This window comes from Streptomyces sp. NPDC050418 (genome assembly GCF_044458745.1).
Classification (GTDB): Bacteria; Actinomycetota; Actinomycetes; order Streptomycetales; family Streptomycetaceae; genus Streptomyces.
In genome coordinates this window covers 635,165-657,435 of the sequence record NZ_JBITIG010000001.1, presented here as the reverse complement: position 1 = coordinate 657,435, position 22,271 = coordinate 635,165, and the positions used below count along the sequence as shown (strand labels likewise).

Annotated in this window: 16 protein-coding genes and 1 tRNA gene; 12 read left to right on the top strand and 5 right to left on the bottom strand. The window is 70.4% G+C overall.

Features of this window, described 5'->3' with window-relative positions:
- Window positions 1–131: 131 nt before the first annotated feature.
- The 6 genes from ACIBI4_RS02985 (at window position 132) to ACIBI4_RS02960 (ending at window position 5,711) form a co-directional block, all read left to right on the top strand.
- Complete coding sequence (locus ACIBI4_RS02985; protein WP_399201757.1) at window positions 132–1,286, top strand: MBL fold metallo-hydrolase; 1,155 nt, start codon at window positions 132–134, stop codon at window positions 1,284–1,286.
- Window positions 1,287–1,771: 485 nt separating this feature from the next.
- Window positions 1,772–3,682, top strand: a complete 1,911-nt coding sequence (locus ACIBI4_RS02980) for a sensor histidine kinase (RefSeq protein WP_399201756.1) — start codon at window positions 1,772–1,774, stop codon at window positions 3,680–3,682.
- A 65-nt stretch (window positions 3,683–3,747) separates the two neighbouring features.
- On the top strand, window positions 3,748–4,176 hold the full coding sequence (locus tag ACIBI4_RS02975) for a roadblock/LC7 domain-containing protein (RefSeq protein ID WP_399201755.1): 429 nt from the start codon (window positions 3,748–3,750) through the stop codon (window positions 4,174–4,176).
- 2 nt (window positions 4,177–4,178) lie between these two features.
- Window positions 4,179–4,556: a DUF742 domain-containing protein gene (locus ACIBI4_RS02970; RefSeq protein WP_399201754.1), complete on the top strand. Its 378-nt coding sequence runs from the start codon at window positions 4,179–4,181 to the stop codon at window positions 4,554–4,556.
- Window positions 4,534–5,145: a GTP-binding protein gene (locus ACIBI4_RS02965; protein WP_399201753.1), complete on the top strand. Its 612-nt coding sequence runs from the start codon at window positions 4,534–4,536 to the stop codon at window positions 5,143–5,145. The genes ACIBI4_RS02970 and ACIBI4_RS02965 overlap by 23 nt, the downstream gene beginning before the upstream one ends.
- Window positions 5,142–5,711, top strand: a complete 570-nt coding sequence (locus tag ACIBI4_RS02960; protein ID WP_399201752.1) for a GAF domain-containing protein — start codon at window positions 5,142–5,144, stop codon at window positions 5,709–5,711. The genes ACIBI4_RS02965 and ACIBI4_RS02960 overlap by 4 nt, the downstream gene beginning before the upstream one ends.
- 71 nt (window positions 5,712–5,782) lie before the next feature.
- On the opposite strand, the gene ACIBI4_RS02955 is transcribed toward ACIBI4_RS02960, so the two are convergent.
- Window positions 5,783–7,078 carry an acyl-CoA dehydrogenase family protein gene (locus tag ACIBI4_RS02955; RefSeq protein ID WP_399202015.1) on the bottom strand — a complete coding sequence of 432 codons (1,296 nt, stop codon included), beginning with the start codon at window positions 7,076–7,078 and terminating at the stop codon, window positions 5,783–5,785.
- 726 nt (window positions 7,079–7,804) lie between these two features.
- Complete coding sequence (locus tag ACIBI4_RS02950) at window positions 7,805–8,998, bottom strand: mandelate racemase/muconate lactonizing enzyme family protein (protein WP_399202014.1); 1,194 nt, start codon at window positions 8,996–8,998, stop codon at window positions 7,805–7,807.
- Window positions 8,999–9,335: 337 nt separating this feature from the next.
- Here ACIBI4_RS02950 and ACIBI4_RS02945 point away from each other — a divergent pair, with 337 nt between their 5' ends.
- The 3 genes from ACIBI4_RS02945 (at window position 9,336) to ACIBI4_RS02935 (ending at window position 12,200) form a co-directional block, all read left to right on the top strand.
- The gene (locus ACIBI4_RS02945) at window positions 9,336–10,199 is read left to right on the top strand and encodes an ABC transporter permease (RefSeq protein WP_399201751.1); all 864 of its coding nucleotides are present in this window, start codon (window positions 9,336–9,338) and stop codon (window positions 10,197–10,199) included.
- Between the two features lie 118 nt (window positions 10,200–10,317).
- The gene (locus ACIBI4_RS02940) at window positions 10,318–11,337 is read left to right on the top strand and encodes an ABC transporter substrate-binding protein (RefSeq protein WP_399201750.1); all 1,020 of its coding nucleotides are present in this window, start codon (window positions 10,318–10,320) and stop codon (window positions 11,335–11,337) included.
- Window positions 11,338–11,387: 50 nt separating this feature from the next.
- The gene (locus ACIBI4_RS02935; protein WP_399202013.1) at window positions 11,388–12,200 is read left to right on the top strand and encodes an ABC transporter ATP-binding protein; all 813 of its coding nucleotides are present in this window, start codon (window positions 11,388–11,390) and stop codon (window positions 12,198–12,200) included.
- Between the two features lie 115 nt (window positions 12,201–12,315).
- Here the strand turns inward: ACIBI4_RS02935 and ACIBI4_RS02930 are convergent, their stop codons facing one another.
- The gene (locus ACIBI4_RS02930; protein ID WP_399202012.1) at window positions 12,316–13,194 is read right to left on the bottom strand and encodes a sugar phosphate isomerase/epimerase family protein; all 879 of its coding nucleotides are present in this window, start codon (window positions 13,192–13,194) and stop codon (window positions 12,316–12,318) included.
- A 2-nt stretch (window positions 13,195–13,196) separates the two neighbouring features.
- Window positions 13,197–16,679: a ThuA domain-containing protein gene (locus ACIBI4_RS02925; protein WP_399201749.1), complete on the bottom strand. Its 3,483-nt coding sequence runs from the start codon at window positions 16,677–16,679 to the stop codon at window positions 13,197–13,199.
- A gap of 285 nt (window positions 16,680–16,964) precedes the next feature.
- Between ACIBI4_RS02925 and ACIBI4_RS02920 the strand changes: the two genes are divergently transcribed.
- The 3 genes from ACIBI4_RS02920 to ACIBI4_RS02910 all read left to right on the top strand — a co-directional run bounded on the left by ACIBI4_RS02920 (window position 16,965) and on the right by ACIBI4_RS02910 (window position 20,932).
- Window positions 16,965–17,354, top strand: a complete 390-nt coding sequence (locus ACIBI4_RS02920) for an MmcQ/YjbR family DNA-binding protein (protein WP_399201748.1) — start codon at window positions 16,965–16,967, stop codon at window positions 17,352–17,354.
- 300 nt (window positions 17,355–17,654) lie between these two features.
- Complete coding sequence (locus tag ACIBI4_RS02915) at window positions 17,655–20,753, top strand: alpha-N-acetylglucosaminidase TIM-barrel domain-containing protein (RefSeq protein ID WP_399201747.1); 3,099 nt, start codon at window positions 17,655–17,657, stop codon at window positions 20,751–20,753.
- 105 nt (window positions 20,754–20,858) lie between these two features.
- Window positions 20,859–20,932 (top strand) — tRNA-Pro (locus ACIBI4_RS02910).
- A gap of 155 nt (window positions 20,933–21,087) precedes the next feature.
- Here ACIBI4_RS02910 and ACIBI4_RS02905 read toward each other — a convergent pair.
- Window positions 21,088–22,119, bottom strand: coding sequence for a LacI family DNA-binding transcriptional regulator (locus ACIBI4_RS02905; RefSeq protein WP_399201746.1), 1,032 nt, complete (start codon window positions 22,117–22,119; stop codon window positions 21,088–21,090).
- Between the last annotated feature and the right edge of the window lie 152 nt (window positions 22,120–22,271).

Sequence of the window (22,271 nt, the reverse complement as noted above, 5' to 3'; positions counted from 1 at the left end):
CCACCCCTCGGCATGCGGAATCTTGGGCGCGGCTCCCGCGTTGAGCAGAGCATGACGCCGAGGTGTACGCCGCTCCGTGGATGCACGCGCGCTGATAATGAAGCCCCCGCGACCCCCACTCTGGAGCTGCCGTGACCGCCTCGCGTTCCCTGAGTTCGTCTCTCCGCTCGCTCAGGCCCCTCGCGTTCGGCGCGGACCCGGCCGGGGAGCGGATGGAGCGCATCCGCAGGTCACCGCACTTCGCGAACGGGACGTTCCAGAACCCGGTCGAGGGCAAGCCCGGGCCGCACGGTTCCAAGGTCGAGTTCGCCAAGACGTACTTCGACAAGGAACAGCGGGTGCGGCGCGCGCCTGCGGGCACGATCCCGGTGCACCCCACCACGCTCGCGGACCTCGCGAAGCCCCCGGTGAGCGGGTTGCGGATCACCTGGATGGGGCACTCGAGCGTGCTGGCCGAGATCGACGGCCGCCGGGTCCTCTTCGACCCGGTGTGGGGTGAGCGCTGCTCGCCGTTCGCGTTCGCCGGTCCGAAGCGGCTGCACCCCGTGCCGCTGCCGCTCGCGGCGCTCGGGCCCGTCGACGTGGTGGTGATCTCGCACGACCACTACGACCACCTCGACCTGCCCACGATCCAGGCCCTGGCCGGTACGGACACCGTGTTCGCCGTGCCGCTCGGCGTCGGCGCGCACCTGGAGCACTGGGGTGTGTCGCCCGACCGGCTGCGCGAGCTCGACTGGCATGAGTCGACCAAGGTCAACGGGCTCACCCTGACCGCCACCCCGGCCCGGCACTTCTGCGGGCGCGGGCTGCGCAACCAGCAGCACACGCTGTGGGCGTCCTGGGCGGTCGCCTCGGACCAGCACCGTGTGTTCCACAGCGGCGACACCGGCTACTTCCCGGGCTTCGCCGACATCGGCCGCGAGCACGGGCCCTTCGACCTGACGATGATCCAGATCGGCGCCTACTCGGAGTGGTGGCCGGACATTCACATGCGGCCCGACGAAGGCGTCCGCGCGCACCTCGACCTCCAGGGCGGCGCGCACGGCGTGCTGCTGCCGATCCACTGGGGCACCTTCAACCTCGCCCCGCACCCGTGGGAGGAGCCGGGCGAGGGCACGCTCGCCGCGGCGCGGGAGGCGGGCGTCTCCGTCGCCCTGCCCCACCCGGGCCTCCCCTTCGAGCCCGCGGGCCCGCTCCCGGTGGACCCGTGGTGGCGCACCGTCGCGGCCCAGGCCACGGCCACCGCACCGAAGACGTCCATTCCCACGGCGACACCCGTCAATTAGGCCGGCGCCCCGTCCGCCGGGGCACGCACACCCCGTCCAGGAGTTCCCGACGGGGCGCGTCGGGGTGTGTCGAGGCGCGCGTCCCGGCGCGTGTCACCGCCCGCGATCGCGTGCTCAACAGCCGTCAGGCGAACGCCAGTTGGGGCAAGTGCCCAAGGCATGAGAGGCTGTGGCCGGTGAGACTCCGGTTACGGAGGCGAACAGACCTCGCATACCTTCGTTCACCAGTACGAATGCCCATAGCAGAGCCCGGCGGGGATTGCTCGACTTTGTCAACTGCCCCTCGCACATGATGCGTTCGCGACTACCGTGTGTGTTCGCCGATCTACGCGCCGGACGCAAGCCAGTGCCCGGACAGAGCGGCCGTGCGGTGCTGCCACATCGCACCCCTCGGCATGCCGGTCGGCACCGGACTGCTCCACCCCCTGCAGCATCCCGGATCCACACGTAGCACCAGACCAAGCGAATTCCACCCGAGGACGCCGATGTCGAACCTCCGCGAACCGGCCGCACGCGCAGACCGCCGTGAGGGCGGGCGGCACGGCAGGCAGCCGAGCCGCGCCGTCCCACCGCTGCCCGAGACGCACATACGCCGCCAGTTGCTGCGCATTGCGGTCCTGCCCGCCATCGCGGTGAGCCTGTGCGGCGCGGCAGCCGTCCTGTTCACCCTGCGCTCGACCGGCGCCGCCCCCGACGTGAAGCTCTGGATCGTGCTCGCCGGCGCGGGCTTAGTCGCCCTGGCCGGTGTGGCCGCGGCAGCCGTCGCCGCCGACCGCTCGGCCCGCGCCGTCCGCGAGCGCCTGATCTCCCTGCGCAAGTCCAGCGCCCGCAGTCAGGCCGATCTGCGCCAGCTCGTCGAGCGGCTGCGCCGCGGCGAAGGACCGCCGCCCCGCAAGGCGCCCCCGCGGCCCAGCTCCGACCCCGATGAATTCGAGCAGCTGGCCGAGGAGTTGGGCCGCGCCCACGAGATGGCCGTCGCCTCCGTCGTCCAGGCCTCCCAGCTCTCCAGCCACGCGGGCAGCGAACAGAAGGTCGAGGTCTTCGTGAACCTCGCCCGGCGCCTGCAGTCCCTGGTCCACCGCGAGATCCAGCTCCTCGACGAACTCGAGAACGAGGTCGAGGACCCCGAGCTGCTCAAGGGCCTCTTCCACGTCGACCACCTCGCCACCCGTATCCGCCGGCACGCGGAGAACCTCGCGGTGCTCGGCGGCGCCATCTCCCGCCGCCAGTGGTCCAACCCGGTCACCATGACCGAAGTGCTCCGCTCGGCCATCGCCGAGGTCGAGCAGTACTCCCGGGTCAAGCTCGTCCCGCCGATCGACGGCACCCTGCGCGGCCACGCCGTCGCCGACGTCATCCACCTCCTCGCCGAACTCGTCGAGAACGCCACGGTGTTCTCGGCCCCGCACACCCAGGTCCTCCTGCGCGCCAGCCATGTCACGGCCGGCCTCGCGGTCGAGGTCGAGGACCGGGGGCTCGGCATGCCGGTCACCGAGCAGAACAAGATGAACGCCCTGCTCGCCGACCCCGACCAGGTGAACGTCGCGAGCCTCCTGTCCGACGGACGGATCGGTCTCTTCGTGGTCTCCGCCCTCGCCCGGCGGCACGGGGTCGCGGTGCGGCTGCAGTCCAACATCTACGGCGGCATCCAGGCCGTCATCGTCCTGCCGCAGGGCCTCCTCGGCTCCGATCCGGCGGCGCAGCAGTCCGGCCGGGAGCAGAACGGCCGGGAGCAGAGCAGCCGGCAGAACGGGCAGCCGTCCGGCCCGGCCACCACCGAACAGCCGCGCGTGCAGGCCGCAGGCGCCGAGCCTCCCCAGCTCACGCCCGCCCCGCAGCCGCTGCCCCAGGCCCAGCCGCAGCCCGTGGCCCGCGCCACCGAGACCCCCGCGCTCGCCTCGCACTCCCTGCCGGCCTCGTCGGTCGGCCACGTACCGGAGCAGCCGCAGCGCACCACCACGCCGTACCAGCCCACCACCGCCTCGCTCCCGGTCGCGGGCAACGGCACCCGGACCAACGGGAGCGCGCCGCTCCCGCTGCGCGCCCACCACGACGACCGTGGCACCCCCGCCGACGCCGTCCCCGGCATCCGCCCCGAGGACCGCTCCGCCGCCACGGAGCACCACACCTCGCCCCCGCCGGTGCAGGGTGCGGTGCGCGGCACCATGGGCCGCCCCCAGCTGCCCAAGCGCCGCGCCCAGGAACACCTCGCCCCCCAGCTCCGCGACGAGCCTCCCGCCCGCCCCGACAGCGGGCACCTCGTCGGCCACGACCCGGGACTGATGGCCGCCTTCCAGCGGGGCATCGGGCTCGCCGAGGCACAGGACACGCCCCAGGACCCCACCCAGGACCGTGAACAGGGCATCCGCAGCCGGGGAGTTGACCCGACCGGATGACCGGCTTACCCGCCTCTTCCGTAATCCCGCCTCTTGACCCTCGTACCCCAAGGAGTCGATCCACCATGGCGAGCGATGTGCCGACCGGCCATGTCTCCGATCTCGACTGGCTGTTGAGCGGCCTGGTGCAGCGAGTGCCGCACACCCGTAGCGCGGTGCTCCTCTCCTCCGACGGACTGGTCAAGTCCGTCCACGGACTCGACACCGACAGCGCCGACCACATGGCCGCGCTGGCCTCCGGGCTCTACTCGCTCGGCCGCAGCGCGGGTGCGCGGTTCGGGGACGGGGGAGAGGTGCGCCAGGTCGTCGTCGAACTGGACTCCACCCTGCTCTTCGTCTCCACCGCGGGCTCCGGCACCTGTCTCGCGGTCCTCGCCGGACGCGACGCAGACGCGGCCGTGCTCGGCTACGAGATGGCGATGCTGGTGAAGAGCGTCCGGCCCTACCTCATCACCCCAGCCAGGCAGACCGCCGAGTCCGGTCCGAGGCTCTGAGCATGGCGGCCCCGCAGGACGGGCCGTGGCTCGACGACGCGGCCGGCCGGCTCGTGCGCCCGTACACCGTGAGCAACGGGCGGACCCGGCCGACCGCTGCCCTGGATCTTCTCTCGATGGTGATGACCACCGGCGCCCTGCCGGCCGGTCAGATGGGACCCGAACACACCGACGCGCTCGGTCTGATCGGATCCCGGCCCACTTCGGTCGCCGAGGTGGCGGCGCACTTACGGCTCCCCGCCGTGGTCACGAAGGTGGTGCTCTCGGACCTCGTCGACTGCGGGGCGCTCACCGCGAAGGCCCCGTCGTTCCGCACGCAGAACCCGACCGACCGGTCGCTATTGGAGGCAGTGCTCGATGGCCTACGACGACGGCTCTGACGCCTTCGCCCAGGACGACTTCCCCACCGCGCTCAAGATCCTCGTCGCGGGCGGCTTCGGGGTCGGCAAGACGACGTTCGTGGGCGCCGTCAGCGAGATCGAACCCCTGAGCACCGAAGAGCTGCTCACGACGGTCAGCGTCGGCACCGACCGGCTCGACGGCATCGAGCACAAGTCGACCACGACCGTCGCGATGGACTTCGGCCGGATCACCCTCGACGCGCGCAATGTGCTCTATCTCTTCGGCACCCCCGGCCAGGAGCGCTTCTGGTTCATGTGGGACGAGCTGTCCGAAGGCGCGCTCGGCGCGGTCATCCTGGCCGACACCCGCCGACTGGAGGACTGCTTCGCCGCGGTCGACTTCTTCGAACGCCGCGGCATCGGCTTCGTCGTCGCGGTCAACGAATTCGACGGCGCCTTCCGCTACGAACCCGAGGAAGTACGGGCCGCCATAGATCTGCGGCCCGAGGTCCCGGTCGTCCTGTGCGACGCCAGGATCTCCTCCTCCGGCATCCAGACCCTGGTGACCCTCGTCCAGCATCTGCTCACCAAGACCACTCCGGCCCCGAGCTTTGGAGCAACGACATGACGTACGACCCCACCGGGCATCTGCTGCTCACGCCCATCGACAAGGACGCGCCGAGCCGGGTGCAGCGGCTGCGCCAGCTCGGTCTGGGCGAGCAGCCCGACCCGGCCTTCGACGCCTTCGCGGACCGGCTCGCCGAGGTCACCGGGGCTCCGTTCTCGATGGTCAACTTCATCGACGAGAACCGGCAGTTCTTCGCCGGACTGCACACCCCGACCGGCACCCACTCGGGCAGCGAACTGGGCGCGGCCGCGGCCGGCTCGGGGGTCAGCCGCTACATGGCGCGCGATCACGGCTACTGCCCGCACGTCGTGGTGCGCCGCAAGGCCCTCGTCCTGGAGGACGTCTGCGACTACCCGCGCTTCGCGGGCAATCCTGTCGTGGACGAGATCGGCATCCGCTCCTACCTGGGCGCCCCGCTCATCGACCGTACGGGGATGGCGCTCGGCACCATCTGCGTGGTCGACACCGAGCCGCGCCCCTGGGGGAGGGCGGGACTCGACACGATCAAGACGATGGCCGCCGAGCTCATCGAGCAGATCCACCGCCGGGAGGACGGCAGGATCTGACCACCGGCGCTCAGGCCCGCGCCCGCGGCGGACCGGCACCCCGGACGGAACCCGTCACCGGCAAGGGCGTTTCAGACCTTGCCGGCACAGTGCGTGCGCTGCGGAGGCACCTGGCCCCAGGAAGCGGCCTCGGTCCAGGACGGCTCCTCCAGCGCGGCCGCGTCATCGAGCGTGGTCGGCTGGTCCGTGCGGACGAGCTCGCTCAGCCGTTGCGACCAGCTGCCCTTCGCCGTGCCGAGGGCCACTTCGGCGAGCCTCAGCAGCTGGACGTCCGAGGTGCCCGCGGGCGCGAAGATATGGTGCGCGTCGCGCAGGAAGCGCTCGATGGGCCGGTCCGTGAACAGGCCCGCGGCCGCGTGGATCTCCATCGCGTTGCGTGCGGTGTCCAGCGCCGACTCGACGTTGACGACCTTGGCGTTCATCAGCTCCGCGTCGCAGTCCTTGCCCCGGTCCAGCAGATGCACCGCGTGGTACGCGGCGAGGCGGGCCGTCATCAGACGGGACTGCATCTGCCCCAGCTTGATCTTGACGTTGGGCAGCGCGTGCAGCGGCTTGCCGTAGCGCTCCCGCTCCGCGCAGAACCGTGTCGTCTCCTCGACCAGCGCCTGGTGGATGCCGAGCGATACGGCGGTGAGGTTCGCGCGCCCGTAGAGCACGCTGGAGGAGTACGCGACGGACAGGCCCTCGCCCTCGTCGCCCAGCCGATTGCCCGCGGGCACCCGGCAGTTGTCGAAGATCAGCTCACCGAAGCTGAAACCGTGCAGGCCCATCGCGGGCCGCTGCTCACCCAGCGAGAAGCCCGGCCGGTCCGCCTCCACCAGGAACGCGGTGAGCCCCTTGGAGCCGGGTCCGGTCCGCACGACGACACCGTGGAGATCGCCCACGTGGCTGTTGCCGACGTACACCTTGCGGCCGTTGAGCACATAGTCGTCGCCGTCGCGGACGGCGCTCGCCGTCATCCCGAGGACATGGCCGCCCGAGTCGTGCTCGGTCACGGCGATCGTCGGCAGACAGTCACCGGCGGCCACTGCGGGCAGCCAGGTCTTCTTCTGCTCGTCGCTGCCGAAGTGCACGATCTTGGCCACTCCCAGCTGGGAGGCCTGCACCATGGCGCCCATCGCCCCGCTGACGCGGGAGAGTTCCTCGATGATGAGGGTCTTGGCCAAGTGCCCCGCGCCCATGCCGCCGTACTCCTTGGCGATGGTGGCGCCGAGCCAGCCCTGGCGGGCGATCAGCCGGGATATGCCATGGGCCGTGGTGCGCGACTCCTCCATGGCCGGGATCCGTGGTCGCACTTCCCGTTCGGCGAAACCCCTGACCTGTTCGCGGAGTTGATGGTGCCGACGGCTGGTGAAGTAGCTGTCCATGGTGTCCATCGCGAGCCTTCCTCCGTGAAAAGCCTGCTCGCAGGGTTGTTCGAGCAGGAGCTTTCTTCGAAGTGGTCCCGTCCCGAACAGACCACCACACCATCTTGTTGAAGCTGGGAGCTCCCACAAGATCGTCTCGCAACTTTGGCGGAAAAACAGACAGTTGACATTCCGTAACGGGGCGTCAGGTGCGGTGCGCGTGTCCGGTCCACGCCGGAGGCATTCCCCTCGTCCATCCGCCTGCCACATGCCCGCGGCAACAGTTTCAGCGGCATATGGCAGACCGGGTCCCCGGACCGCCTCCGAACGCTCAGAGTGTCTTCAATGAGCGACAGAATCCGGACACAGTCGCCCGAGTCCGGGCCGGAATTGGACTCAAAGTTTGAGCCAAGTTCATTCCGCATCCTGAGACGAGGGTCCGGGAGTGCCGGGGTAGGTCCGAAGTGCCGGGGTTTCGGGTGTCGATCTCACGCGCTCCGCGCTTCGCCCGAGGGCTCGTACGCCCCAGGCGTGCCGGCCAGTGGGAACGCGTGTTCGCTGGCCTGAAGGCAGGCGATGGAGGAACGGTTCGGCTACACGTGGGGACGGGAGCGAGCGGCCCGGCGTGTGGAAGCGGCCGGGGGCGTGAAGGGGGCGCATTCCGCCTCCGCTTTGCGGCTCTTTGTGGCCGCTCGTGGCCGAGGCGGGTATGCCCGGTGCCCCGCTCACGCGCCCCCGTACGCACCCTTACGCGAGCACATCCACCGCCAGCTCGCGCACGACGGCCTCGTCCACCTCGACCCCGAGGCCAGGGCCCGTCGGCACCTGCGCCACGCCCTTCTCGACGGTCACCGTCGGCCCCGCGTACGGGGACCCGATGAACTGGCGGCCGTTGAGGTCCACCGGGGTGTCGATGCCGTGCGCCGCGAACAGGTGCAGGGAGGCGGCGAGCCCCAGGTCGGAGTCGGTCAGGCCCGAGCCCATCAGGCGTACGCCGCTGTCCTCGGCGAGCTGGCACAGCCGGCGCGACAGCGTGAGGCCACCGCTGCGCTGGACCTTGGCGATGGCGACGTCCACGGCCTCCAGACGGACGAAGGTCGCGAGGTCGGAGGGGTGACGCAGCGACTCGTCCAGGGCCACGGGCAGCGGTGAGGTGGCGCGCAGTCGGCGCAGCCCGGCCACATCGTTGGCGGCCAGTGGCTGTTCGAACGCGGTCACCCCCAGGGCGTCGAGGCGGCGGGCGACCCGGAGGGCGCTGTGCACGTCGTATGCCTGGTTGGCGTCCACCCACAGCGGTGCGCTCGGCGCGTGCTCGCGTACGGCGGCGACGACCGCGAGGTCGGTCTCCTCGTCGTGCAGACCGATCTTGACCTTGAAGGCCTGGTAGCCGAGCGCCAGGCCCTCGGCGACGCTCTCGCCCACCTGGGACGGCGTCTGTCCCGAGACGATCCAGCCCAACTGGAGCGATTCGGCGCGGCGTTGACCCCAGAGCACCCCGAGCGGGACCCCGGCCGCCCGGCCGAGCAGATCGTGCAGGGCCACGTCCACCGCCGACTTGGCGAGCGGGGCGCCGATGCTGAAGCCCCGGTTGACCGCGCGGTCGAAGGCGCGGTCGACGCCGTCCAGGTCCCAGGCGGGGCGGCCGGTGATCGCCGGGGCGAGATAGCGGTCGATGGTCGTGACGATCGACTCGGCCGTCTCGTAGGTCCACGCGGGGATCGGGGTGGCCTCGCCCCAGCCGTGCACCCCGTCGGCGCTCACCTTCACCAGGACCCTGATGCTGGGCCGCCCGGCGACGGCCACGGAGCCGCCCGAGACGCCGAAGGAGCGGTGGGTGGGCAGGGCGACGGCGAAGGTCTCGACGCGCTCGATGACGAGGGAGGAGAGCGCGCCCGGCGAGGGCGGCGCGGGCTGCTCGGGGTGTGCTCCGGTCGCTTCCATGGTCAACACGGGCCTCTCGTTCGGGAGTTGCGGGCGTCTCGACGGGGGCGGTGCGGGCTTCTTCGTGGGGGGAGCGCGGACGGTTCCGTGGGCGGGGTCCGGGAGGGTGCGGGCGCGGCGTGAAACCTGTGCCCGACCTATTGACCGTGCCGTCGGGCGGTCATTAGCGTGACCGGGAGCGTACCAGAAAGCGCTTTCTGAAAGCGTTTCCGACCGGGTAGCCGTCCGTGAAGCGGCCGCCCGTTCCGACTGAAGGCGGGGCCCGGATGCGCGTTCCGGGAATTCGCCGGTACGGGCCGGGCTTCGTCAACCGCAGACACCCTCAGGGGAGTTCCTCGTGAGTCAGAGCGCACTGTCCTCGGCACCCGTCAAGACGGCGGGCGTCGCGCTACGTGAGAGCCCGAGCGCGCGCGAGCGGTTCGCCGACGCCGTCGAGAAGAGCTGGCGGCCCGTCGCCCTGCTGATCGCATGCTTTGCGGCCTGGTGGGTGATCGCCGCCGCGGAGCTCGTCGAGCCCTATCTCGTGCCCTCGCCCGGCAAGACCTTCGAGGTGATCCTCGACAAGCCCGACTACCTCTGGCAGCACAGCTGGGTCACCACGTACGAGACGCTGATCGGCTTCGCCGTCGCCGTCGCCATCGGGGTGTTCGCGGCCGTGATCATGGTGTACTCGGCGACCGTCGAGAAGACGCTCTACCCGATCCTGCTCTTCGCGCAGGTCGTCCCGAAGATCGCCATCGCGCCGCTGTTCGTCGTGTGGCTCGGCTTCGGGATCGCGCCGAAGATCGTGATCGCGGTGCTCATCGCCTTCTTCCCCGTGGTGATCTCGATGGTCACCGGTCTGAAGGCGGTCGACCCCGAGATGCTGCAGCTCTCCTCCACCATGGGCGCGAGCCCCTGGCAGACCTTCGTCAAGATCCGCTTCCCGGCGTCCCTGCCGCACTTGTTCTCCGGCCTCAAGGTCGCCGTCACGCTGGCCGTGACCGGCGCCGTGGTCGGCGAGTTCGTCGGCGCCAACGAAGGGCTCGGGTACGTGATCCTGCAGGCCAACGGCAACCTCGACACCCCGATGCTGTTCGCCGGGCTCCTGGTGATGTCGCTGATCGGCGTCGTGCTCTTCGTCGTCGTCGAGATCGCCGAGAAGCTCCTCCTGCCGTGGCATGCCAGCCGCCGCGAGTCCGGCGTGACCACCGCCTTCTGATCCCCGCAGCCGTCCGGCCCCGGCACCGGAAGGCCCGCACCGCACGACCCGCACCGAACGACCCGCCTCACCCGTCCCGTACCACCCCCGACGTCCGCTCGTGAAAAGGCAGGCCACCATGCACCCGCGCAGAACCCTGATAGGTCTCGTCCCGCTGCTCCTGGTCGCCGCCACGGCCTGCGGTGGGGACGACTCGGGCACCACCACCAGCTCGGACGGCAAGAAGCTGGACAAGGTGACGCTGACGCTCAACTGGTATCCGTACGGGGAACACGCGCCGTTCTACTACGGCAAGGCGCAGAAGATCTTCGAGAAGAACGGCATCGACCTCACCATCCAGGCGGGCCAGGGCTCCCAGAAGACCGTGCAGGCCACGGCCGCGGGCCAGACCGACTTCGGCTGGGCCGACACCCCGGCCGTCCTGGCCGGCGTCGAGCAGGGCGTGAACGTCAAAAGCCTCGGGGTCTTCCTGCAGACGACCCCCGCGTCCGTGCAGTTCTTCGCCGACCAGAACATCAAGGCGCCCGCCGACCTCAAGGGCAAGGTCATCGCCGGTACGACGGGTGACGCGCTGTCGAAGACGTTCCCCGCGTTCCTCGCCGCGAACGACCTGAAGGAGTCCGACGTCACCGTCCAGAACACCGACCCGGCGGGCAAGATCGCTGCGGTGATCTCCGGCAAGACGGACGCGCTGCTCGGCTACGCCAGCGACCAGGGACCGACGATGGCGAACAAGGCCAAGAAGGACGTCGAGTACCTGCGCTTCTCCGAGCACGGCCTCAACTTCTACTCCAACGGCCTGATCGCGGGCCCGAAGACGCTCGCCAAGACCGATCTGTCCAAGCGGATGGCCAAGGCGGTCAGCGAGGCCTGGACCGCCGCGGAGAAGGCACCCGCCGATGCGGTCAAGTCGATGGACGGCGCCTCCGAGCAGCTGCCGCCCGAGGAGGTCCTGACCGAGCAGTTCGAGACCACCCTGACGCTCCTGCACACGGACGCCACCGAGGGCCAGGCCCCCGGTGCGAACACCGAGGAGGACTGGCAGAAGACCATCGATGTCTTCAAGGAAGCCGGAATGGTGCAGAACGCCAAGCCCGTGGGCGACTACTGGGCCCAGGACCTGGCGCCGAAGAGCTGATCATGCCGGGAGTTCAGATGTCGGAAACCGACAAGACCGGCGGGGCGGGGATGACCCGGCTCGCCAAGGGGAAGACCGTGGCCGACGGCGGCGAGCCCGCCGTACGGCTCGCGGATGTCGCCGTGCGCTTCCGCAGCAAGAAGCGGGATGTCACCGCGCTCACCGATGTGTCGCTCGATGTCACCCCCGGCGAGTTCGTCGCCATCGTCGGACCGTCGGGGTGCGGCAAGTCGACCCTGCTCAAACTGGTCGCGGGTCTGCTCAAGGCCTCGTCCGGGGAGGTGCGGCTGCAGGGCGAGCAGGTGGCAGGGCCGCGCCATGACATCGGATACGTCTTCCAGCGCGCCGCGCTCCTGGAGTGGCGCTCGGCGCTGAAGAACATCCTGCTGCAGGCCGAGATCCGCAAGATGCCGGGCGCCCAGGCGCGCGCACGCGCGGACGAGCTCATCCGGATGACCGGCCTGGAGGGCTTCGAGGACGCGCTGCCGCACGAGCTCTCCGGCGGCATGCAGCAGCGCGTGGCCCTGTGCCGAGCGCTGCTCCACCGGCCGCCCGTGCTCCTGATGGACGAGCCGTTCGGCGCCCTCGACGCGCTCACGCGTGAGCAGATGAACGTCGAACTGCACCGGATCTGGCGGGAGACGGGCACGACCGTGCTCCTCGTCACGCACTCCATCGCGGAAGCTGTGTACCTCGCGGACCGCGTGGTCGTGATGAGCCCGCGCCCCGGCACCATCCAGGAGATCATCGAGGTGGATCTGCCGGCGGAACGGAATTACGCGGAGACCATGGGCCGCGCGGAGTTCCGCGACGCGACCACACACATCCGCGGACTGCTCGGGACGGCGGCGGAGGACGACTGAACCTGCCGCGGTCCCGTACGAAGGCGCCCCACCCCCTTCCTGACGAGGGGGTGGGGCGCCTTCTCTGTGTTGCGCGGGGGCGGCTGCCGGTACCGCCCCCCCGCGGCTCAATACCTCAATACCTCAATGCCGCAAGGTGGTTGTAGCTGTTGCGGGCCGTGGCGAACGGGTCCGCCGGATTGTCGTGCTCGACCAGCCACTGGCGTACGCCACCGCGCTGCGCGTTCTCGAACATCGCGGCGAAGTCCAGGATCCCGGAGCCCACGTCCGCGAAGTCGCCGTTCGGCGCCATGTCCTTGACGTGCAGGGCGGGGAAGCGCCGCGGGTGCTCGACGAACAGACGGGCCGGATCGGCGCCGCCCTTCGTCGCCCAGTACACGTCCAGTTCGAAGGCGACCAGATGGGGGTCGGTCTCCTTGAGCAGGATCTCGTACAGGTTCTCGCCGCCCACCACCGCGTGATCCGCGCCGTGGTTGTGGAACTGCACGGGACCGAGCCCGGCATCCCGCGAAGCCTGCCCGATCCGGTTGAACTGCCGTGCCACCTCCCGGAATCCGTCCGGGGTGTGCAGCGCCCCCGGCAGGCTCGGCACGACCGGCCACCTCGCGCCGAGCGTGTGCAGATCCTCCAGGGCCTGGGGGAGTCCCGCCCCGGTCAGCGTCGTGTACGCGACATGCTCCAGGACGGCCCGAAGACCGGTGCTGTCCAGGAAGCCGCGGATCGCCGCCGCACTGTTGTTGTGCCGGCCGCTCACCCCGACGGTGGCGTAGCCGATCGCGGCGAGCTGTTCCAGCGTGCCGGGGAAGTCGGAGGCCAGCGGGCCGCGCATCGTGTAGAGGTGCATCCCGATGCCGCCGCGCGGAATGACCCGGCAGCGCTTCGCGTCCGCGTCGGCCGAACCATCCGTGGCCTCGGACGCGGAGGCGGGCATCGCCGCGAGCCCGGTCGCCGCCGCGAGTCCCAGGGACGTCCCCAGGAAGGCGCGTCTGTTCATTCTCATGCGGTGCCTCCTTCGGCCACGGTGAGCTGCACCGAGCCGGTCGAAGTGTCGCCCTTGTCGTCGGTGACGGTCAGGCGTGCCGTGTACGGGCCCGGGCGGGAGTAGGTGTGCTCGGCGGTCGGGCCTTCCTCGCCCGCGGGCTTGCTGCCGTCACCGAAGTCCCAGTGGTACGAGACGATCGTGCGGCCCTCGGCCGCCTTGATCTCGCTGCGGAACTTGACCGCGGAGCCGGTCTGCTCCTTGGCGAGCTCGACCTTCGTGCCGCCCTTCTTCTGCACGCCGGGCCCGTTGAAATGCAGCCAGTCGAGCGTCATCAGGTCGGGCTTGTCCGCGGTCCACTCGGGGTTGGTGAACACCACGTACAGCTTGGTGGTGCCCTCGAGGTCCTCCAGGGCGGTGGTGGGCGAGATGAAGTTGCCCCAGCCGCCGGTGTTGGGGACGTCCACCTTGCCGAGCAGCTTGCCGGTCGGCGAGCCCGCGCGGAACTCGATGGCGCCGCCGAGCCCGGCCGAACCGGCGCCGACCGTCACGGAGTCGATGCCCTTGAGGCTTGTCGGGTCGAGCGTGACCCAGTCGCCGTCCTCGATCTCGATCAGCCGCTTGCCCGCCGAGGCGTCCGCGCGGCTGCCGATCTCGACGCCCTTGTTCGGGCCGCCGGTCGCCGTGAAGTGCTCCGCCTCGCGGTACAGGGTGCGCAGCGTCAGCGACGAGGACCCGGTCAGCGCCGGCACTCCGCCGGGCCCGCCCTTGTCCTCGTACTGGGCGCTGATCCCGTAGTACAGGTTCTGCCCGGGCCCGTGGCTGTCGCCGGCGTCCGTGACGATCTCACCCTTGCAGCCCGTGTAGTTGTCCAGCGGGTGCAGATGGGAGTCATGGCCGAGCTGCGACTGCACGACCACGCGGGAGCAGTCGATCTTCCCGTCCTCCGGGTCCTTCACCCGCACCTCGAAGGGGATGGTGTCGCCGAAGGCGAACAGACCGCCGTTCGGGGGCTGTTTGATCGTCACGACCGGCCGGGTGTTGCCGACGGTGACGTCCTGCACGGCGAGCGCCGTGAGATCACCCGGAGCCGTCACCTTCAGGCGGGCCGTGAACTGGCCCTTCTCGGTGTACACATGCGTGGGGTTCGCCTCGGTGGAGTCGGTCGTGCCGTCCCCGTCGAAGTCCCAGGCGTACGTCAGATCACCGCCGCCGGGAATCCCCGAGCCCTCGCTGGAGAACTTCACGGTCAGCGGCACGGACCCGGTGTCCGGGGCCGCCGCGGCCCGCGCGTTCGGGAGCCGGTCGTCGCCCACGTAGTCGATCCGGTAGATCCCGGAGCCCTCGTTGCTGCCGCCGCGGCCGGTGCCGCTGCCGAGCCCGAAGTCGATGACGTACAGCGCTCCGTCAGGACCGAAGTCGGCGTCGAAGGGCTGGTTCCAGCTCATGTCGCCGAACACCGAGTTGATCGAGTGCAGATCGCCCGCCTTCGCCGCGGGGAAACGCGGATCGGTGAACGACTGGTCCTTTTCCTGGATGGAGAAGGTCTTGAACCACTTGCGCGTCAGCTCGTAATTGAGCCACTTCCCCTCGAAGTACTCGGGGAATTTCGTGCGATACGTGTTCTCCGGGTCGTAGTCGTAGACCGGACCGCTCATCGGGCCACCGCCACCGGTCCCGAGCTCCGGGAACTCCGGCGAGGCCGAATACGCGTACCAGACGGTGGCCGGCTCGGCGGCGGGCAGCTCGCGCAGACCGGTGTTGTTGGGCGAATCGTTCACGAGCGCCTTGCAGTCGAACTTCGCGCCGGAGGTCTTGGTGGCGAAGTCGTAGTCGTTGAACGGGGTGTTGTTGCCCACGCAGTACGGCCAGCCCAGATTCGCGGCCTTGGTGACCCGGCCGTATTCCACGGTGCCCTCGGGGCCGCGGTCGGCCTTGGCGGCCCGTGCGTCCGGCCCGTAGTCGGCCACCAGGAGCGCGCCCGACTTGGGGTCGGTGGTGATACGGAACGGGTTGCGCAGACCCATCGCATAGATCTCGGCACGCGTCTTGTCGGTGCCCGGCGCGAAGAGATTGCCCTCGGGGACGGAGTACGTGCCGTCGTCCTCGGGCGTGATGCGGAGGATCTTGCCGCGCAGATCGTTCGTATTGCCCGAGGTGCCCTGGGCGTCCCAGGCGCGGCGGCCCTCCTGCTCGTCGATCGGGGTGAATCCGTCGGACGCGAACGGGTCGGTGTTGTCGCCGGTGGCGACATACAGATTGCCGCTCCTGTCGAAAGTCAGCGAGCCCGCCATATGCGAATTGGCGCGCCCCTCACCGCGATACGTGGGAATGGTCAGGAGCCGCTTCTCGCTGGCCATGTCCACCTTGCCGCCGGCCTCGGTGAACCGCGACAGATTCAGGCGTTTCTCCGTCTTGTCGGAATGCAGCAGATAGAGCCAGTGGTTCTCCTCGAACTTCGGGTCGAGTGTGAGGCCGAGGAGGCCGTCGGACTGGCTTGTCATCTCCGGCGTGTACGCGAAGTCGAGGGCCGTGGTGACCTTGAGGTTCTCCTGGTCGACGATCTTCAGCTTGCCGGTCCGCTGGATGAAGAACACCCGCCGGTCCGGCGCCACGGCCAGCTCGAACGGGTCGGCCAGATCGCTCGTCACCAGCGGCGTGCGCTGGAAGGCACTGGTCTTGTTGGCGGTGCAGTCGCCGGGCTTGTCACCGGCAGCCCACTGGATGCCGCCGAGTAGATGCTGGAGGAAGAACTCCTCCTGGAACGCGGAGGGCGCGTGCCCGCCGGCCGTGAACCAGGAGCGCCCGCCGTCGTAGTTCTGGCACCACGACCACGGGTGGTCGACGCCCTCGTCCAGACCGGTGATCCCGTCCCTCACCTTGATCTGCGCGAGGGTGTGCACCTTGCCGGTCGGGTTGGTGCGCCAGTTGTACCACTCCTCCGTGCGCTCCCAGAGCTGCGGAAGGCCCTTGGTGGAGGGGTGCGCCTGGTCGAGCACCTTGATGCGGCCCGTCTGCACGGCCGGGTGCTTGTCGAAGATCGCGCCGACCAGGCCCTCGTACCAGTCCCAGTCGCGCTCGCTCGCGCTCGCCGCGTGCAGACCGACGTAGCCGCCGCCCGCGCGGATGTACTTCTGGAAGGCCGCCCGCTGCTCGGCATTGAGCAGATCGCCGGACTCCGGAGTGGAGTTGGTGTTGTTGAAGACGATCGCCTGGAACGTCGCCAGGTTCGCGTCGTTGAAGGCCGCCGCGTCATCGGTGGCCTCGACTTCGAAACCGTTTTCTGCGCCGAGCTTCTTGACCGCCTCGACTCCGGCGGTCCGCGACTCATGGTCGAAGTTCGTGACCTTGGAGAACACGAGAACACGGAACGGGGCGGCCGCGCTGGCCTGTTCGGGCATCGACACGACCAGGCCGAGCACCATCGCGCACAAGGCGGCGAGGGTGGCGAGCGGCCGGGTCAGTCTTCGCAGGCGGCTGCCGTTCGGGGGATGACTCATGGGCGCTCCCGCTGTCTAGGGATACGGCTGTGGGCCGTCGGCTCATCGGTGCGTCGCGTATGTGGGGTGCGTCGGACACATCGTTGGGAGAAAGCGCTTTCTGAGGTGCAGTCGCTCAGATTAGGTTCCCGTGATCGGAGGGGTCAATGGGTAGTGGAGGGCTTGTGACGTACGGGAGTTGAGGCGCCTCGCCGAGGTCCGGGCCGGTCTGCCGGCCTGGCTCGACAGGCGGGTGCGGCGCAGCACCCTGTGTAGGGCACGGCCTTCCTGTCGTACCGTCGTGCCATGACCGCACCTTCCGCCTCCGCCTCGCACACCGCCCCGACCTCGGAGGACGCCCGGGCCATCGCGCTCGGCCTGCCGGAGACCACCGAGAAGGAGGCGTGGTCGATGCCGACGTTCCGGGTCGCGGGCAAGATGTTCGCCACGATGCCCGAGGAGGAGACCTCGATCGCGGTGCGGTGCCCCAAGGAGGAGCGCGACGAGCTGGTCCTGGCCGAGCCCGCGAAGTTCTGGATCGCGGACCACGAGGCTGCCTTCGCGTGGGTCCGGGTGCGTCTTGCCGCGCTCGACGACCTCGACGAACTGCGCGCGATCCTCACGGACTCCTGGCGGCAGGCCGCCACGCCGTCCTTGCTGGAGCGCCACCCCGAACTGCGGGCGCCGGGCGTATAGCCCAGGCCGGACCCTGTGAACAGGTGGCACGGAAGGGATGGTTGAGGACTCAGGGGTGGGCGCTGCTCCGTTGACAGCCGATGCGTCGTGTTCGAACATGTGCCGAATCGAGCATGCCCTTGCATCATCACGCACGCCGCTGTCACTTCCTTGCACCGCGCCTCTGCGAGCAAAGGACTGTCGTCCCATGACACTTCGCCCACCGCGCCTCATGAGCCCACCGCGCCTCCTGCACACGACGCGCCTGCCGCGCCTCATGAGCCCGCCGCGCCGCCCGTCCCGTACGCCGGAGCCGACCCGGTGACCGGGCCGTCCCGCAGACGCCTCCTCACCGGAGCCGCCGCACTCGGCGGAGCACTCCTCGTCCTGCCCTCGCCGGGCGCCTCGGCCGCCGCTCGCCAGGCCGCGAGCCCCGAGGCCGCGGCCGGCGTACTGCGCCGGCTGCTGCCGCGCCACCACCGCCAGGTCACCCTGCGCGCGCCGGCGGGCGACGGCGACAGCTTCCGTGTGAGCGGGAGCACCGGGCGCATCGTGGTCGAAGGCACCAGTCCGGCCGTGCAGTTGGCCGGCTTCCACACATATCTGCGCCGTGTCGCCCTCGCCTCCGTCTCCTGGAACGGCGATCAGCTCAACCTGCCCGAGCGGCTGCCCGCACCGCCCGGCACGCTCACCGGCACGGCCGGGGTGCCCCACCGCTACGTCTTCAACGACACCAACGACGGGTACACGGGTCCCTACCGCGACTGGGACGCCTGGCAGCGCACACTCGACGTCGTGGCGATGCACGGGGTCAGCGCCGTGCAGACCACCACCGGTGCGGAGGCCGTGTACTTCGATACGTTCCGTCAGTTCGGTTACTCCGAGAAGGAGTTGCTGACCTGGATTCCCGCTCCCGCGCACCAGCCCTGGTGGCTGCTGCAGAACATGTCGCACTTCGGCGGCCCGGTAAGCCGCGGGCTTCTGGAAGGCCGCGCCGAGCTGGGCCGCAAGATCACCGACCGGATCCGTGAACTCGGCATGACCCCGGTCCTGCCCGGCTACTTCGGCACCGTCCCCGACGACTTCCCGCAGCATCACGCCGGCGCCGAGGTCGTACCGCAGGGCACCTGGGGCGCGTTCAAGCGGCCCGACTGGCTCGATCCGCGCACCAAGGCCTTCGACGAGGTGGCCGACGTCTTCTACGGCCGGCTCGATGAGCGCCTCGGCGCGAGCTCCATGTACAAGATGGATCTGCTGCACGAGGGCGGACAGGCGGGCGACGTCCCCGTGGGCGAGGCGGCCCGTGCCGTCGAGTCGGCCCTGCAGCGCTCCCGCCCCGGCGCGGTCTGGGCGATCCTCGGCTGGCAGACGAATCCCCGCAAGGAGATCGTCGAGGCCATCGACTCCTCCCGGATGCTCGTCGTCGACGGACTCTCCGACCGCTACACCTCCGTGACGGACCGCGAGCGGGACTGGCTCGGCACCCCGTACGCGTACGGCGCGATCTGGAACTTCGGCGGACACACCGCGCTCGGCGCCAACACTCCCGACTGGGTCGAGACCTACCCGGCCTGGCGCGACAAGGACGGCAGCGCTCTCGCCGGCATCGCCGCGATGCCGGAGGCCGCCGACAACAACCCGGCCGCGTTCGCCCTCCTCAACGACCTGGCCTGGACACCCGGCCGGATCGACCTCGAGGACTGGTTCACGGAGTGGTCCGACGCACGGTACGGCGGCCGCGACCCGCATGCCCGGGCCGCCTGGCAGGTGCTGCGCACCACCGCGTACGGCATGACCCGCAAGGACTCCTGGAGCGAGGCCCCCGACGGCCTGTTCGGCGCCCGCCCGAGCCTCACCGCCGACAAGGCCGCCGCGTGGAGCCCGGCCGCGGACCGCTACGACACGACCGCGTTCGACCGGGCCCTCACCGAACTCCTCGCCGTCGACGAGGACTTGCGTGACAGCGACGCCTACCGGCACGACGTCATGGACGTGGCCCGCCAGGTCCTCTCCAACCGCAGCCGTGTCCTGCTCCCGCAGATCAAGGCGGCCTACGAGGCGGGCGACCGCCGCCTCCTGCGCACCCTCACCGACACCTGGGTGCAGTGGATGGAGCTCCTGGACCGGCTCCTCGCCACCTCGCGCGGCCATCTCCTCGGCCCATGGCTCGCCGACGCCCGCGCCTGGGGCGCCGACCGTGCCGAGTCCGACCGCCTCGAATACGACGCCCGCTCCCTGATCACCACCTGGGGCGGCCGCGCCTCCGCCGAGGAGGGGCTGCACGACTACGCGAACCGCGAGTGGAGCGGTCTCGTCGGCGGCCTCTATCTCCAACGGTGGAAGACCTTCTTCGCCGAGCTGCACACGGCCCTCGACGAGGACCGGGCGCCGGAGCCCGTGGACTGGTTCGCACTGGAGGACGCCTGGGCGCACGCCCACGAACCCCACCCGGTGGACCCGTCAGGCTCCGCCCGCACACTGGCCCGCCGGGTGCGTGACCTGCTCGCCGGCAGTGCGCACCAGGCCATGGTCGCCGTACGCGCCACGTCGGGGTCCGTCGGTGAGAACAGTCCCGTCACGGTCGAGGTCACCTTCACCAACCGCAACGGGTTCACCGCCGCAAGCGACGTCGAGGTCACCCTGGACGTGCCCGCGGGACTGCGGGCGGAGAGCGACGGCCCGACGCGTACGGCGTCGGTGGCGTCCGGTGCGTCCTTCACGGCGCGATTCGAGGTCAGCCTGACGGGGCCGCCCGCCGAGCTGATCAGCCGGGTGCGGGCCATGGTCGCGCACCGCACGGGCCGGGCGCGCGGCAAGGCGGTCGGGTCGGTGCGACTGATGGCGGGATCCGGCGTCCAGGCGCCCCTGCGGACCGTCTCCTTCAACGACGCGGTCTTCGGGCAGTCCGGCGATTCCCTGGCGATCGACGGTGCCGGCGCCGACCTGTGGGGCGCGACGAACGAGTTCGGCGCGGTCCACCGTCCGGGCGCGCTCGTCTCCGGCGCCTCGGCGACCGTGCGGGTCGTCTCGCAGGACCACACCGGCGGCTGGGCCCGCGCCGGACTGATCGTCCGCGACGATCTGACCCGACAGGGCTCCGCCGGCTATGTGAACCTCGCGGTCACGCCCTCCAACGGCATCGTGCTGACCTGGGACAAGGACGGCGACGGCCGTTTCGACTCGATCAAGACCGCTGCGGCGGGTGCCGCCGCCCCGGTCCATCTCAGGATCACCCGCGACGGGGACACGTACACCGGCTCGTACAGTCTCGACGGGACGACCTGGGACACGGTCGGCACGGCGACACCGGCGGCCGGCGCGGCGGCGCAGGATGTCGGCGCGTTCATGACCGCCGCGAACGGCTGGACGGACCGGCGCGGCATCGTCACCTTCGAGGGCCTCGCCGTGACGTCCGGATAGCGGCCGAGCGGTGACCGCCGGATAAACGGGTTCACGACCACGGGTCGGAGTGCGGTATTGTTTCCGTGCTGGTTCGGCCCGGGGAAACCCCAGGTCAGCGAGCATCGGGACGTGGCGCAGCTTGGTAGCGCACTTGACTGGGGGTCAAGGGGTCGCAGGTTCAAATCCTGTCGTCCCGACAGTGATGTCGGATGGTTTCCGCAGGTCGGAAGGCCGTCTCCGCGTAGAGCGGGGGCGGCCTTCCGGCGTTTCTGCGGTCTGCGGTCCGCGGTCCGCGGGGAGCGCGCTCCGCAACGCACTCGTACGGTGACGGGGCGAACGCGCCACATCACCGTCAGGCGTGCGGCGCCGCCGTCGAGGCGCGGACCACCAGTTCGTACGAGGTGGGCTTGCGGCGTGGCCGCCCCGCCGGCGGGCGCAGCGCCAGGGTGAGGACCTCGTGGCCCATGCGGGCCAGCGGCAGCCGCACCGTGGTGAGGGCAGGGGCCAGGTCGGCCGCGTACGCGACGTCGTTGAAGCCGACCACCGACATCCGCTGCGGCACCGAGACTCCCTGTGTGCGCAGCGCCGAGAGCACCCCGAGCGCCATCGCGTCGTTGAGCGCGATGACCGCCGTCGTGCCGGGGTGCTCGCGCAGGATGCGCTCCGCCGCGTCATGGCCGCCGTCACGGGTGAACTCCGCGTGCACGACCGGCACGTCGGCCGCCGGAATGCCCGCTTGCTCCAGCGCCGCGGCGACCCCGGCGAGCCGGTCCACCACCGTCGAGAGCCGCCCGTCACCGGCGGCGATGGCGATCCGCCGGTGACCGAGCGCGACAAGGTGTGCCGCGATGGCCTCCGCGCCCTCCTTGTTCGCGGGCCGCACCGCGTCCGCGCTCAGCGCGTGCCGGCCGATCACCGTCAGGCGTCCGCCCGCGCTCTGGAACGCGGCCAGCTCCTCCTTAGCCGCCGCCTCCAGGCTGGGGTCCACATAGCCGGACCCGGCGATGATGATGATCCCCACGCGCTGCGCGATCAGATGCCGCACCTGCCGCAGCTCGCTGTGCGGCTCACGCGCCGAGGTGCAGATCTGCACGATGAGACCGCGCTCGCCCGCGGCGCGGATCACGCCGCCCGCGATCTCCGAGAAGTACGGGTCGTCGATCTCGTGGACGATCAGTCCGACCGTGGACGTGGCGCCGCCCGCCAGGGTGCGGGCGTGCGGATTGGCCACATAGCCGAGCTCGCGCGAGACCTGACGGACCCGCTCCGCCACTTCGGCCCGGACCCCGTCGCGTCCCGCGAGGGCCCGGGAAGCGGTGGCCAGCGAGACACCCGCGCGCTCCGCGACATCGGCGAGCCGCAGGGGCGAACGTGGTCGGGTCATCCGTCACCGCCTCTGAACCGGGGCTTGTGCACTGGGACTTGCGGGATCGTCGCGCAGCTCGTGTGACGTGGCCTCCATCCTACGCAAGCGCTGCCGAAAGCGCTTGCTGCCAGGTGACCGGGGAGTTTACCCCCGCGGCGGCGTGATTGACT